Origin of the sequence: uncultured Brachyspira sp. (genome assembly GCF_944393015.1) — a bacterium.
GTDB lineage: Bacteria > Spirochaetota > Brachyspiria > Brachyspirales > Brachyspiraceae > Brachyspira.
Map to the genome: position 1 here is coordinate 178,874 of NZ_CALXYQ010000001.1, position 15,606 is coordinate 194,479.

Genomic DNA, 15,606 nt, shown 5'->3' on the forward strand with positions numbered 1-15,606 from the left:
TAGTTTTAAATATTATCCTTAAAAAATAAAGAGGATCATATTATTATGAAAAAAATTCTTTCAATAATTATAATATCTATTTTTATATCATTATCATCTATATTGTTAGCACAGAATGCCGCTCCAAATGATGAAAGAAATATTGACAGAGAATTTTATAATGCAGAAAAACTTTTCTTCCAAAAAAAATATAATTTTGCAAGAGAAGCATTTCTTTTATATTTGAAAAGAAGACCATTATCAACTAATGATATGCTTTATTATTATATAGGAGCATGCTATTTCCAAGATAAACAATATGAAAATGCTATAAATTATTATAAATTAGCATTCGATATCAATGATTCATATTCATATTGTAATAATATAGCAAACTCTTACTATCAATTAAAAAATTATGAAGATGCTTTACTTTGGTATAACAGATCTATAGAACGTCTTCATTCCCCATATACAACTAAATTAAATCATGAAGTATTAACTAATTATACAGTTTCTCAAAATGTAGTAACAAATACAATATTTATTTTTGATGTTAATAATACTTCTTCTAATGAATCTATAACTAATATCTCCATAGGTTCAAATGAATCATTAACAAATGAATTTATATCAACTAATATAACTGCTCCTGCTATAAATACAAATACAATATCAACAAATTTATCATCTGATACTAATGCAATATCTGATGCTATAAATAATCTAAATATTGCAAATGAAAATATAAAAAATACCTTGGATAATACATTTACTAAACTTCCATTATTTACAAATGTAGTTATCACAAATACATATACAAATAATTATGAATTTACAAATACAACAGTAATATTTGAAGCAAATGCTAATTTTAATTTGGAAGTGGTAAATCCTTCAGTTTCGGAAACTGCCCTTCCTCCTGATAATGTTACTAATGAAGCTGCAGCAGGAGATTCAAATACTGTTACAATGTCCACAAATTCAACTGTTACAGGATCAAGCTATGTAATAACTGAAGAAAATCCATTTACAGTAACAAATATAGTTATAATGACTAATGTTATGGATACTAATGGAAATATGGTGGAGATAAAAACTAATATAGCTTCAGTGGATGCATATAATACTTGGGCTTTATATTACAGTGCTTATCTTAATATGGGGCATACTTTCTTAGCACTTGGCGAAATAACTAATGCCGCTATATCCTATGAAATATTTTTAACTAATGTAGGAAATGATTATTATCAAAAAGAATCTTTAGAAAGAGTTATATCTCTTATAAGAAGTAATGATACATCAATTAAATTTATTCCTTTTACTAATAATCATAGGGTAAATACAAATAATGACGGAAGTATAACAACAGAAAATATATTCCCTAATTTTTATTATGAAAGAGAAACTATATATCCTAATGGTGTTAGAATAGTTTATGAAAATGGAAAAATAGAAAAAACTAAAATGTATTCTAATAATTATGAAGTTTCAGATACTATATATCCTTATGGAAAAAGAGAAATAGAAACAGTATTTGAAAACGGAGATAAAAGATTAGAAACATATATGATAGATAATTCAAAATCTATAAATACAAAAAATTCTAATGGAGATACATTTGAATACACTTTATACCCTGACGGTTCTTTTATAAATAGAAAAACTTTAGATAGTAATAAAGCATTTGTAGTGGAAAGATCTGACGGCTCTATCACAACAAATTATAAAGATAATAACGGAGCATTTTTCTACACTAGAAGTTTAGACGGGACAGAGGTAAAAAGAACTGAAGATAATTTTGGAAATATCACAACTGAAACAAAGAGAGTTGATGGAGCTGTTATAGTAAAAACAGAGAATCCTGACGGAAGCTATGTAGTAGTTGCAAATTATATAGACGGAAGTATAGGTACTACAACAGTAGATACAAATGGAATAAGCAATTTAAAAATAGTTTATCCGGACGGCAGAGTTGAGGAAAGAAATTCTACAGGAGCAGGTGCCGGTACATTCTCATACAATGTAAAAGCTGATGACGGAAGTATTATAACAAAAACTTATAATGAAGACGGTTCATTTACAGTAGTAACTAAGAAGGTAGACGGCACAGTAATAACTGATACAGTTGCTGAAGATACTATAAGCGAAATAAAAATGCCTGACGGTACTACTATAAAGAGAGTAATAAGACAAGACGGCTCAAGAGAAACTACTACTCTTAACAGAGATTCAAGCACAGTAACAGAAGTAGTGGCAGCAGATTCCAGCAGTATAACTACAACTATTAAACCTAATGGCTCAAGCATAGTAGTGGTAAAAGATATACAAGGAAACACAGAAACTACAACAACAGAGGCAGACGGAAGCACTTCAACTACAAAAACTTATACTGACGGAAGATCAACTGTCAATGAAGTGAGAGCTAACGGAGTTAGTATAGATATAGAAAATGACGGAAGAAATAAAACTACTGTGGCAAGAGATGCTGAAGGTTATGTACTAGAAATGAAGCAGTACAGAAATGAAAATCCTGAAATAACTTTACTTGATTCTTTAGGAGAGCCTGTAGAAGCAGAGATTGCAAAAACAGTAATTAGAAGAATGGATTTAAATATAAGAGTTGAGGATATTGATAATCTTAAATTACCTCCGCCTCCTCCTGAACCAGAACCTGTAGAAGATACAACTGTCACTGATGATACTACAGTAACTGATGATACAACTACTACTGAAGACACTACAGTTACAGATGATACTGCAGTAACTGATGATACAGCCACTGGAGATACAACAGGAGATACTGCTGCAGATGATACTACAACTACTGGAGATACAACAGGAGATACTGCTGCAGATGATACTACAACTACTGGAAATACAACAGGCGATACTACTACGTCACCTACCACTACAACAGAATAAAAATTAATTAATATAAAAATAAAAAAGAGCTATAAAATTATTTATAGCTCTTTTTTTATATACATAAACAATTATATTTTGTCAAAAATAATTTTTTTAAATTTTAAATATTTGCAGGGCTTTGCCCCGCACCCCACTTCTTTTGTTGCCACAAAGAAGCAAAAAGGCTATATTTTAGATTAATTTAATAATTTATATTACATGTAAAACTATTTTAGTATTATTTAGTACTAATTTCATACTTGCACTTTATTGTTCTTTGACGCTGTCCGCCTGTGGCGTGCGGCGGGAAAAAGAACAATAAAAAAATTGACAAACTTAAAAATTTTTCAGTATATTCTAAATATTTTAAAATAAACCTTTTATCTTACCATTTTCATCTATATCTATATTGCATGCAACAGGAATTTTAGGAAGTCCCGGCATATCTATAATACCGCCGGCCATAGCAATAATGAATCCCGCTCCTGATGCAAGTTTTATTTCATCAATATTTAATGTATAGCCTTTAGGAGCATTTAGTAAAGCAGGATTATCTGATATTGATTTTTGAGTTTTTGATATACATATAGGAAGATTACCGAATCCCATATTTTCTATTTTCTTCATCATTTTTAATGCCTTGTTAGAAAATTTAATTTCCCCTGCTGCATATATTTCTTTACATATAGTTTCTATTTTTTCTTTTATACTTTTTTCTAATTCATATAAAGGCTTATAATTTGATTCTTCAGAAGCTGCTTTTAAAACTTTATGAGATAAATCTATTGCACCTTCTCCGCCTTTAGCCCAAACTTCGCATAATGAAATATCTACTCCTTTACTCTCGCAATGTTTTGTTATGCATTCCACTTCTTTATCAGTATCAGAAACAAATTTATTAATAGCAACTACTACAGGAACATTATATTTCTGCATATTCTCAATATGTTTATCCAAATTTTCAAAACCTTTAGTTAAAGCTCCTAAATCTTCTTTATTAATATCAGAAGCTCCTCCATGATGTTTCAATGCTCTTATAGTAGCAACCAATACAATACAATTAGGCTTTAAACCGGCAAGACAGCATTTAATATCAAGAAACTTTTCAGCTCCTAAATCAGCAGCAAAACCTGCCTCTGTAATAGTATAGTCGGATAATTTCAAAGCCATTTTTGTAGCAAGTATAGAATTACATCCATGAGCAATATTAGCGAAAGGACCTCCATGAACTATAACAGGAGTATTCTCAAGTGTCTGTACTAAATTAGGTTTTATGGCATCTTTAAGGAGTGTACATGCTGCACCTTCTATTTTTAAATCTCTCACTCTCAAAGGATTATCATTAATATCATAAGCAAATATAACATTTCCTATTTTCTCTTTTAAATCCATTAATGAATTTGATAAGCAGAGTATAGCCATAATTTCAGATGATACAGTTATTTGAAATGATGACTGCCTTACAACACCATTCTCACTTCCGCCAAGTCCTATAACTATATCTCTCAAAGCTCTGTCATTCATATCCAAAACTCTTTTGAATACTATCTTATTAACATCTATTTTTAATTCATTTCCTTGTTTAATATGATTATCTATACAAGCGGATATTAAATTATGGGCACTGCTTATAGCATGAAAATCTCCATTAAAATGAAGGTTAATATCTTCCATTGGTACAATTTGAGAATAGCCTCCTCCGCATGCACCTCCCTTTATACCGAACACAGGACCAAGAGATGGTTCTCTTAAAGCAGCAACAGCATTAACCCCTATTTTATTTAATCCTTGAGTAAGCCCTATTGTAACAGTGGATTTTCCTTCTCCGGCTGGTGTAGGAGTTATTGCAGTTACTAAAACTAATTTTCCATCTTTCTTATCTTTTAATTTATTTAATAATGATAATTCTATCTTTGCCTTATATTTTCCGTATACCTCATAATCATCATCAGTCAAATTCAATTTCTCTGCTATTTTTTCTATTCTTTCCAATTTGCACTCTTGAGCTATTTCTATATCTGTTTTCATACATACTCCAATCAAATAATTTTTATATAGATTTAAAATATACTATACTTTTAAAATATTTGATAGTATATAAAATTTCATAAAATAAAAAAATATTATTGAATTTTGTAGAATTATTATTATAATCTTTAGAACGTTTAAAATATTTATTACAAATAAAATTTATTTAAGCATTTAATTATTAATTTATAAAAAAGGATTGCAAATGGATAAAGTAAATATAAGTCTTATAGGTGTAGGAAGAATGGGTCAATTCCATTTAAATGTTGTAAGCCAAATAAATCAAATAAATTTATCAGGCATATACGATGCTGATGAAAATCATTTAAATGAAATATCACAAAAACATAATATAAGAAAATTTAATAGTTTAGATGAAGCGATAGATAATGCTGATGCTGTTATAATAGCAAGCCCTACAATGTATCATTTTGAAATAGCTAAAAAAGCTGTAGAAAAAGGAAAACATGTATTAGTAGAAAAACCAATGACAGAAACTTATACTCAGGCTTTGGAATTGGAAGAAATCGTTAAACAAAAAAATGTTATACTTCAAGTTGGTCATGTTGAAAGATTTAATGGTGCTGTACAGGAACTTCATCATATAATAGAAAAACCTTATTTAATAGAAGCTAGAAGATTAGCTCCTTTTACTCCTCGTATTACTGATGTTGGTGTTGTATTTGATATAATGATACATGATTTAGATATAGTTACTTCTTTAGTGAAAAAACCAATAGTAAGATTTTCAGCAAGCGGAAAAAGAATAAGAACAAATAATGAAGATATTGCAAGTGCATTATTAGAATTTGAAGATTCAACTATAGCAACAATAAGTGCAAGCAGAGTAACTCAGGAAAAAATAAGAACTTTAGCTATCAGTACAGAGGAAGCATATTTTATATTAGACTATGCCACTCAAGATATAACTATACATAGACAGGCAGCAAGTCAAAGTAATATAAAAACTTCAGTAGGTATTAATTATAAGCAGGAATCTATAATAGAAAGAGTATTTATACATAGAGATAATCCTCTAAAATTAGAAGATGAACATTTTGCTAACTGCATATTGGGAAAAGATAAAAGATTCGTATCTATTGAAGATGATGTGAATACAATAAAATTAACTGAAGCTATTTTAAAAGAAATTAAAAAAACTTGGTAATAATTTTACTGCACATAACAAATATTGCCTAGTAATTATATTAAAAATTAATTATATAATTACTAGGCAATTATAATAATTTAGGAGAAGCAATTTAAAAATAATACCTTCCTCCGATACTCATTCTGCCAAATCCGGCTTTATTAATTTTTGCAGGATATCCAAGTTCTTTACCGTCAGGAACAAGATGAAGTCCGCCGCCAAACTCTAATACTATACCAACATGTTTACTCACATTAATATTAAAACCGGCTCCTCCCCCAACCTCCCAATAGTATGGAGAAGCAAATAAAAATTTTCCGCTTTTATCAGGATCAAAAGATAAAAATCCAAAACTAAAAAAAGCAAATCCATATCTTGATATACCTATCTCGCCAGTATATTCATCGTTATTGCCAAAAGTAAATTTTTGCATAAGTCCTAGCTGATACATTTCTGGACTATCATCATATATTTTTGAACCTGTTACAGCAGTATAGCTTTTTATTTGAAAATTATTATATTTCATTATCTTAAAACCAAATTCTATATTAACAGTTGTCTTTATAGAATCCGCACTGCTGAATAATCCTATAGAAAAAAATCTATTATCTAATACAGACTGAAAGCCTTTTTTTTCATCATTTTCTTTATTTTCTTTATTATCCTCTGAATATACTATAGTAAATAAATTAAAAAATAAAATATTCACCATAAAAATATATCTAATTAGTATTTTCATCATATCTCCCAATATCAAACAAAGGGAAATATCAATAATGCAAAAAATGTTATTATTTATTACAAATAATTATTTATTGCTTTCTTCTAATTCTGCTGTTTCTTCGCCTTCTTTTATAGTTCTTATTTGAGTAAAGAAATATACATACTTAGCAATAAAAAGTATTACAAGAACAATTCTAGCATGCAGATTATTTACAAAAATAAATGTAACTATAAGCATAGCACTTACAGGCAAAAGTATAGTGAGTTTAGCTTTTAAAGTCATAGCCCTTGATTTAACAAAACTTTCTAAATATTTTTTATATAGTTTTGTAGACATAAACCAATCATGAAATTTTTTAGAGCCTTTAGCAAAAAAGAAAGATGCAAGCAAAAGAAAAGGTGTTGTTGGAAGTATAGGCACAACTATTCCCACAGCACCTATACCTACAAAAATAAAACCTAAACATATAAATAATATTCTCATATAACACCTTCAATAACTTTAAATATTTTTCTTCATATTGCGTACAAGCATAACAAAAACATGTTTCAAAGCAATTACAGGTCTATAAAAAATCATTCTCTTTCCAGAAAAAATCATTATATTTTTTATTTTTTCTCTCATCTCTTTTTTATAGCAATGAGAAGAGCATGCACTGCAAAATGTTTTTGTAGAAATGAATCTGCATTTTGAAGTTCTTTCACAAGCATAATTATAAACTTCTTCACATTCTTTGCAAATATTTTTACTTCCAAATGTTTTATTATAATTCTTATGATACTCTTTATGATTATATCTACAATACAATTTAATCATATAAAGCAGCATATTTTTTTCATAATCTATTTTTCTTTTTATTTTTAATATATTATTTTCTTTATTTTTTAAAATAACTTTCATATTAGTAGTTTTTATATTGGGCATCTTATATTCTAAGACACCCAATAAATTTATTTACCCAAAATCAATAATTTAGCAAATTAAAATTTCCAAGTGATACCAGTACTTCCATTGAAAGCCAAACCTCCTTGCTTACTATCTCCTATACTATCAATAGTGGTAGCACTTCCTATTTGAGCCTCAAAATACCATTCCAAATTAGGAATAGGAGTGATATATAATTCTCCATATACTAAATATCCAACAGAGTAGAATATAGGAGGTATTCTCATAGGCTTAGCACTGCTCGCATAGGCATTAATTCCCCCTGTAATCATAGAGAAAGATAATGCAGGCTCTAAATACAATGTAATAAACTCACTTTCAGCAGTAAAACCCACAGGAACAGATACACCTATAAATTGAGGCTTAGTTATATAATATTCTGTACCTCCTATTTCTATTGAAGCTCCCTCACCAGTAAATGCTATATTGTGAGCAGTAAAATCATAATATGGGGCCATAGTAAAACCTGTATCACCTATTGAAAAAGCACCTATAGGATTTGAAGCATCTATATTATAGAGTCCGAATCCTGCTCCTCCTTCTTTAGAGTCCATTCCTGGAGGTGTAACTTTATATGAAGTACCTGTAAAATCTGCTATAGAACCTTGATATAATACTCTTATTTGAGGCTCTATTAATACAGGATCTGTTGCCGCTATAAAATAACCTCTAACATCTATACCTATAGAATGTGCTGTAGTATCTTTAGTAAATCCATATTTACCATTCTCTCCTACAGTCCCCATATTCATAGGTAAATTACCGCCTCCTGTTAAATCTCCGCTTCTGCTTTCATTAGCTTTTAATCTATACATACCATATTTAAGATTAACTCTTATTCTGCTGAATATATTGTTTCCAGTATAATATTCTATTCTAGTATCTGTTGAAACTGCTATATCTCCATTATTAACATTTCCGCTTCCTACTCCTATTGTAACAGGTACATTGATTCTCAAGTTATCATTCAAAGCTGTTGCTGTTATTATAGGAGTATGTGCCTGCCAGCTTCCTGATACATATTTGAATTGATAACCCAAACCTATACCAAAACTTTCTGTTTTATATCCAAATCCTGCTATTGCTGCCGGTCTGAATGTATTTATTCCTCCTTTAGTACCGCTGTCTAAATTATCAAGCAATACTCCTGCAGTTTCTCCTGATACTCCAACCATAAATCTTAAATTTTCAGTTCCTGCTAATACGCCGAATCTATCAAGCCTTATTCTTAATTGATTTTCATCAACTAAAAAATCATTGAAATCTTCTACAACAGTATAACTAAATGCACTATAAGCAGTTATTAATAAAACCGCTAAAATAAAATATAAACGTTTCATATATAATCCTTTATTTTGTTTATAATTTTTTTTAACAACTTTGTACTTTTATTAATTCAAATATATTTTTTATCCTATCACTATTATTAAACTATTTTTATAACGGTTTATTTTTAGTATTATTTCTCTCTACGGCCTCCTTCAATAATTTTCCATTAGGATATATTTTTTTGCTCATTTCAATATATTTATTATAATTTTCATCGTCTTTTATTTTAAAATAGTATTGTGATAACCAAACATAAGATAAATATTTCTGATATTTTTCTTTTGAATTATTTAATGCTGAATTAAAATATTCAAAAGCTTTTTTATTGCTTCCGCCTGCTATAGCCGGAGCATGCATATATCCGATAGCTGTACCTAAAAGAGCGAAAAAATTAGAATCATCTTTCTCCAAAATCTTCTTATATATTTCTTTGCTTTTAGATCCAAAAGAAATTTTTTCAGAAAGTCCGCTGTAATAAACTATATAACTCATAAGCTCAGATACACTTATCAAATAATCAATATCTTCAGATTTTATATAATCAGCATTATCATTTATAGCTTCTTTCAAATAATTATATTTTTCTTTTTCATTAGTTATGCTTTTTGATGTAACAAGGGAATATATATTTTTATAAGTCTTAGAAGAATTATTTTCTATTAATTTAATATTATATGATGAAGAATAATATTCATTATAAAAACTATTTATTTCTTTAGATTCATAAGAATATATTATATTTGTTATTATAAATAAAATAATTATGTATTTCATTTATGCCTCTAGAATAAGTTAGTATATTAATTCAAATTGTTAGTATATTCTAACATTTAAATAAAAAAAATCAATAGCCAAAATAAATAAAACATTTTATTTTATAATTTTTTATAATTCAAAATAATAAAAAAAACACATTAAATACTATTTTAATAATTGAAAAAAAAACTATATTGATATATCATTACTTCAAACAAAAATTTGATTAAATAATAAATTTCATTGGAGGAAATATGGCTGTATCTAAGAAAAAAGCAGCAGTTAAATCTTCATCAAAAAAGGTTTCAAAAGCTGCTAAGAAAACAGTTGTTGACAAAAAAGCTGCATCTAAGAAAGCTGTTAATGTAAAAAAAGCTTCAAAACCTGCAGAGAAAAAAGTAGTTGCTCCTAAATATTATGTATCAGAAACTCCATTAAAAAGTGCTGATAAAGAGATATTTGCTGCAATGAAAAATGAGTATAAGAGAGAAGTTAATGGCTTTGAACTTATAGCTAGCGAAAATATAGTTTCACGTGCTGTTATGGAAGCACAAGGCTCTATATTTACAAATAAATATGCTGAAGGCTATCCGTCAAAAAGATATTACGGCGGCTGCAGTGAGGTTGATATTGTAGAAGATTTAGCAAGAGAAAGAGCTAAAAAATTATTCAAAGCTCCTTTTATAAATGTACAGCCGCATTCCGGTTCTCAAGCTAATATGGGTGTTTATATGGCAGTTCTTCAGCCAGGAGATACATGCTTAGGATTATCACTTGATTCAGGCGGACATTTAACTCATGGTAAAAATGTTAATTTCTCAGGAAAAATTTATAATTTCCAACACTATAATGTTAGCAAAGAAACTATGCAAATTGACTATGATGAGCTTAGAGATACTGCAAAAAAACTTAACCCTAAATTAATCGTTGCAGGCGGAAGTGCTTATCCTAGATTCCTTGACTTCAAAAAATTTAGAGAAATAGCTGATGAAGTTGGTGCTTTATTAATGGTAGATATGGCTCATATTGCAGGACTTGTTGCTGCAGGTGTTCACCCTAGCCCTGTTCCTCATGCTCATTTCGTTACAGGTACTACTCATAAAACTTTGAGAGGTCCTAGAGGCGGATATATCATTTCTACAGAGGAAGATTTAGCTAAAAAAATAGATAAAACTATATTCCCTGGCATACAAGGCGGTCCTTTAATGCATGTTATAGCTGCTAAAGCCGTATGTTTTAAAGAGGCTTTAGATCCTAAATTCGTTAAATATCAGGAGCAAGTTGTAAAAAATGCTGAAGCTATGGCTAATATGTTCTTAGCTAAAGGATATGAATTGATTTCTGGCGGTACTGATACTCATTTAATATTAGTTGATGTGAAAAAATCTAAAGGCATAACTGGTCAGCTTGCTGAAACTATTTTAGATAAAGCACATATAACTATAAACAAAAACGGTATACCTTATGATACTGAATCCCCAATGGTTACAAGCGGAATAAGATTAGGTACTCCTGCTATAACTACAAGAGGTTTAAAAGAAAAAGATGTTATGGAATTAACTCAATATATAGATGAAGTTCTAAGCAATAGTAATGATGAAAAAATGATTAATGCTGTTGCTAAAAAAGTAGCTGCTCTATGTAAAAAATTCCCTATGTATAAGTTTATAGCTGATATGTAATATTATTTATAAAATAAAAGGGGGCTTCATTAATTTGAAGCTCCCTTTATTAATTTAAACAATAAATTAATTAAATAAATTTAAAATTTCTTCTGGTTTTAAATCTTTTTCTATTATTTTTTGCAACAATTCATCATCTCCAAGAACATCTGCCAAATCAGCTATTGCATCCTGATGGCTGTTAGAATCTTTAGCAGCTAAAGTAAAAAATAAATATACTTTTTTTTCTGTTTGATAAAAATCAACACCATTTTTTACTTTTAATAAGCTCATTCCTTCTTTTATAACCCCAGCTTCAGGTCTTGAATGAGGCATAGCAACACCATCAGTTAAAACAATATAAGGCCCATTCTTTTTTACATTTTCTATAATAGAATCTATATATCTAGGTTCTATATTTTTAGCATCTAAAAGAGGTTTTGCTGCTATTTTTAAAGCTTCCTGCCAATCTTCTATGCTTTCAACAACTTGTATTTTACCATTTAACATCTCTTTTAACATATTAAAATCCTTCATTTTTAATAATTACTTTAATTTTATATAATATTTATACATAAATTTCAATAATTATATTAGTAAAAATATACATTTAAAAACTATAATTCTATATAATTAAATACTTCATTTATTTTATCAACAACTATATAAGCACCTTTATCCATAAGTTCTTTTTTATTATAACTATTAGTAATTGCTATAGATTTAATGCCAGCTTTTTTAGCCGCTTCAATACCAGCCAAACTATCTTCAAATATTATAACATCATCTTTTTTTAAATCATTATTATAACCTTTAAGAAGTTCAAATGCATACAAAAATAAATCCGGTTCAGGTTTAGCTCTTAATTTTTCATTAAAACAAGAATAGCCTTTAATATATTTAGATATTCCCTTCATATCAGAATGTTTTTTAACATACTCTATATTACTATTGGAAGCTATAACCATATCCAAATCTTTAAACCTCTCCAATGTTTCCATAACACCATCAAAAGTTTCTAAATCTGTTTCCATTATTTTATGAAAACGAACTTCGGCTTCTTTAAATAAATTATCTGGTATATGATAGCCTTCTTTTTTCAAAATATTATCTATATCTTTAGTCTGATATCCTGTTAAAGATTTAAAATCAACCCCTTTAAGTACATTCATCTCATTTGCTACCTTAATCAATGCCTTAGTATATAAACTTTCGCTATCAACTAAAGTTCCGTCAAAATCAAATATTACAGCTTTTACCTTTATATTTTTATCCATCATTTTTTCCTTAATGTTTTAAAATATTTATTGATGCAAATATTTTATATTTTTTTCTATCAAAATCAATAGCAGTATAATGTTTGATAATAAATTATATATATGTTATAATTTGCACAAAGAGCTGATTTATGAAAAATATGATAATCCAAATAAAAGGAGTATATTATTATGGGATTAAAATTAATTATTGCTAAGGATGCAAATGCGGTAGGAAAAAAAACAGCAGCAGAAATTATTAACTTATTAAAAGTGAAAAAAGATGCAGTTTTAGGACTTGCTACAGGAGGTACTGCTGAGGCTGTATATCCTCATTTAATAAAGGCTTATGAAAAAAAAGAAATTGATTTTAAAAATGTTAAATCTGTAAATTTAGATGAATATAAGGGATTAGATCCTAAAAATGAACAAAGCTATAGATATTTCATGAATAAAAATTTATTTGATCATGTTAATATTGATAAAAAGAATACTTTTGTTCCTAAAGGTATAGGAGAAAAAGAAAAAATATTGAAAGAATTTAATGATAAAATAAATAAACTTCCTAGAGATATACAATTATTAGGAGTAGGCCCTAACGGACATATAGCATTTAATGAACCTGATGAGGCTTTACATGCCGATGCATTATGCGTTAAATTAGATGAAAAAACTATTAAAGCTAATGCTAGATTCTTTGCTTCAGAAAAAGATGTTCCTAAAGAAGCATTCAGTATGGGTATGGGCGGAATATTAAAGGCTAAAAAAATAGTTATAGCTGCTATTGGTAAAGGAAAAGCTGCTGCTATGAAAGAGCTTCTTACCAATGATAAAGTTACTACTAAATGTCCTGTCACCTTCCTTAAACTTCATGATGATGTTGTTGTTGTTATAGATCAGGAATTAGCTGATGCTATAGGTTTAGAAAAGAAAAAAGGATGCAAAAAATAATATATCATTCTTAAATATATTATTAAAAATAGGGATAGTTTAATACTATCCCTTTTTTATGCCAAAAAATTTATTTATATAATATTTCTATAGTTATTAATTTTTATTATAAAAAATATAATATACACATTAAATAATATTTTATATAATTCTTAAAAAATGGTTATATTTAAATTAGATATAAAAAATTAAATATAGGATAATAAAATATGAATAAAAAGAAAGCCGTTTTAATAGTGGTTGATAGCTGCGGTGTTGGTGCTTTACCTGATGCAGCTGTTTTTGGAGATGAGAGAGTTAATACTCTTGCTCATTTGGCTAAAGCTAATGGAGGAATAAGTCTTCCAAATATGGAAAAAATAGGACTTGGAAATATAATAGATATAGAAGGGGTTTCAAAAAATAATAATACAATAGGATATTACGGAAAAGCTATGGAAACTTCTAAGGCCAAAGACACTACTACAGGACATTGGGAAATAGCTGGATTAGTATCTGAAAAACCATTCAATACTTACCCTAATGGATTTCCTGAAATTACTTTGAAAAAAATAGAAGAATTTTCAGGAAGAAAAGTTGTATGCAATAAGCCTTATTCAGGTACTGAAGTTATAGACGATTATGCTGATGAACAATTAAAAAATGGTTCTTTAATAGTTTATACTTCTGCAGATTCTGTACTTCAAATAGCAGCTCATGAGGAAATAATACCTGTAGATGAGCTTTATAATATATGCAAAAAAGCTCTTGAAATATGCAATGAATATTCTCCTGTAGCAAGAGTTATAGCACGTCCTTATATAGGAACTAAAGGAAATTATAAAAGAACTGAAAGAAGACATGATTATTCAGTGCCTCCAAGCGGTGAAACTATGCTTGACAGATTAAAAAATAAAAATCTTCCTGTTGTAGGCATAGGAAAAACAAGCGATATATTTGCAGGTGTTGGAATCACAGAAAACAGACAAACTAATAAAAACAATCTTGATGGTATAGAAAAAACTATTAAGGCTATTAAGGAAATTGATGAAGGATTAATATTTACAAATTTAGTTGATTTTGATATGCTTTACGGACATAGAAGAGATCCAAAAGGATATAAAAATGCTTTGGAAGAATTCGATAAATATATTCCTGAAATGATTGAAAATTTAAATGATGATGATTTGTTCATTATAACAGCAGATCATGGATGCGATCCTACATACAAGGGAAGCGATCATACAAGAGAATATATACCTATACTTGCTTATGGAAAAAATTTGAAAAAAAATGTTAATATAGGTGTTAAAGATTCTTTTGTTTCTATAGCAGCATCAATAGAAAAACATTTACTTGGCGACACTAAACTTGAAGGTTGTTTCTTATAATAAAAGTTACTAATATTATTTTTAGGCTGGTATATTAATTTATATCAGCCTTAATTTTTACGCACGTAAAACAAAATCATGGATATAAATAATTCTTAATAATAATTTGATCTATAATAAAAATTTTCATTAAACGTGCGTTAATGAAATGTAAAATTCTAATAAAAACTTGGGTGTGGCTAAAAAACTTAATTAAAATTAATAATTTATAATATATACCTAAACAACTATATTCTGTCAAAAATTATTTTCTTAGTTTTATTATTTGTGGGAACTAGCCACCACACCCCCACTTCTTTTGCGACCGAAGGAAGTGCCTGTGGTATTGCCACAGGCGAAGCCCGCCTACGCCGAGAAGCAAAAGGGCTATATTTTATCTTAAATTAATAATTTATATTACATGTAAAACAAATTTCGTATGATTTAGTACTAATTTTACATTTGCACTTTTTGGTTCTTTTTGCGGCGGGAAAAAGAACAATAAAAAATTGATAAACTTAAAAATTTTCAGTATAATTAAAAAGAATAAATAGTGGGCATTTATAAAATG

At 28.4% G+C, this 15,606-nt stretch carries 13 protein-coding genes; 5 read left to right on the top strand and 8 right to left on the bottom strand.

Annotation, left to right across the window (positions count from 1 at the left end):
• Window positions 1–45: 45 nt before the first annotated feature.
• Entirely contained in the window at window positions 46–2,904 is a 2,859-nt protein-coding gene (locus tag Q0K19_RS00770; RefSeq protein ID WP_297244718.1) for a tetratricopeptide repeat protein, read from the top strand.
• A 348-nt stretch (window positions 2,905–3,252) separates the two neighbouring features.
• On the opposite strand, the gene Q0K19_RS00775 is transcribed toward Q0K19_RS00770, so the two are convergent.
• Entirely contained in the window at window positions 3,253–4,914 is a 1,662-nt protein-coding gene (locus tag Q0K19_RS00775) for a formate--tetrahydrofolate ligase (protein WP_297244720.1), read from the bottom strand.
• A 205-nt stretch (window positions 4,915–5,119) separates the two neighbouring features.
• On the opposite strand from Q0K19_RS00775, the gene Q0K19_RS00780 reads away from it, so the two are divergent.
• Window positions 5,120–6,082, top strand: a complete 963-nt coding sequence (locus tag Q0K19_RS00780) for a Gfo/Idh/MocA family oxidoreductase (RefSeq protein ID WP_297244722.1) — start codon at window positions 5,120–5,122, stop codon at window positions 6,080–6,082.
• A 94-nt stretch (window positions 6,083–6,176) separates the two neighbouring features.
• Here Q0K19_RS00780 and Q0K19_RS00785 read toward each other — a convergent pair whose 3' ends face one another.
• The 5 genes from Q0K19_RS00785 to Q0K19_RS00805 all read right to left on the bottom strand — a co-directional run bounded on the left by Q0K19_RS00785 (window position 6,177) and on the right by Q0K19_RS00805 (window position 9,836).
• Window positions 6,177–6,803: a hypothetical protein gene (locus Q0K19_RS00785; protein ID WP_297244723.1), complete on the bottom strand. Its 627-nt coding sequence runs from the start codon at window positions 6,801–6,803 to the stop codon at window positions 6,177–6,179.
• A 69-nt stretch (window positions 6,804–6,872) separates the two neighbouring features.
• Window positions 6,873–7,271 (bottom strand): YbaN family protein, encoded by a 399-nt coding sequence (locus Q0K19_RS00790; RefSeq protein ID WP_297244726.1) that lies wholly within the window; start codon window positions 7,269–7,271, stop codon window positions 6,873–6,875.
• A gap of 18 nt (window positions 7,272–7,289) precedes the next feature.
• Entirely contained in the window at window positions 7,290–7,688 is a 399-nt protein-coding gene (locus Q0K19_RS00795; protein ID WP_297244767.1) for a nitrous oxide-stimulated promoter family protein, read from the bottom strand.
• Window positions 7,689–7,768: 80 nt separating this feature from the next.
• Window positions 7,769–9,073, bottom strand: coding sequence for a variable surface protein VspJ (locus Q0K19_RS00800; RefSeq protein ID WP_297244728.1), 1,305 nt, complete (start codon window positions 9,071–9,073; stop codon window positions 7,769–7,771).
• Window positions 9,074–9,170: 97 nt separating this feature from the next.
• On the bottom strand, window positions 9,171–9,836 hold the full coding sequence (locus tag Q0K19_RS00805; protein WP_297244730.1) for a hypothetical protein: 666 nt from the start codon (window positions 9,834–9,836) through the stop codon (window positions 9,171–9,173).
• 236 nt (window positions 9,837–10,072) lie between these two features.
• On the opposite strand from Q0K19_RS00805, the gene glyA reads away from it, so the two are divergent.
• Complete coding sequence (glyA, locus tag Q0K19_RS00810) at window positions 10,073–11,500, top strand: serine hydroxymethyltransferase (protein WP_297244732.1); 1,428 nt, start codon at window positions 10,073–10,075, stop codon at window positions 11,498–11,500.
• A 66-nt stretch (window positions 11,501–11,566) separates the two neighbouring features.
• On the opposite strand, the gene Q0K19_RS00815 is transcribed toward glyA, so the two are convergent.
• A complete protein-coding gene (locus tag Q0K19_RS00815; RefSeq protein ID WP_297244734.1) occupies window positions 11,567–12,001 on the bottom strand; it encodes a PTS sugar transporter subunit IIA in 435 nt (144 codons plus the stop codon).
• 95 nt (window positions 12,002–12,096) lie between these two features.
• The gene (locus Q0K19_RS00820) at window positions 12,097–12,759 is read right to left on the bottom strand and encodes an HAD family phosphatase (protein ID WP_297244736.1); all 663 of its coding nucleotides are present in this window, start codon (window positions 12,757–12,759) and stop codon (window positions 12,097–12,099) included.
• 168 nt (window positions 12,760–12,927) lie between these two features.
• Between Q0K19_RS00820 and Q0K19_RS00825 the strand changes: the two genes are divergently transcribed.
• Both Q0K19_RS00825 and Q0K19_RS00830 read left to right on the top strand, forming a co-directional pair.
• Window positions 12,928–13,686: a glucosamine-6-phosphate deaminase gene (locus Q0K19_RS00825; RefSeq protein ID WP_297244739.1), complete on the top strand. Its 759-nt coding sequence runs from the start codon at window positions 12,928–12,930 to the stop codon at window positions 13,684–13,686.
• A gap of 209 nt (window positions 13,687–13,895) precedes the next feature.
• Complete coding sequence (locus Q0K19_RS00830; protein WP_297244742.1) at window positions 13,896–15,056, top strand: phosphopentomutase; 1,161 nt, start codon at window positions 13,896–13,898, stop codon at window positions 15,054–15,056.
• Window positions 15,057–15,606 lie beyond the last annotated feature (550 nt).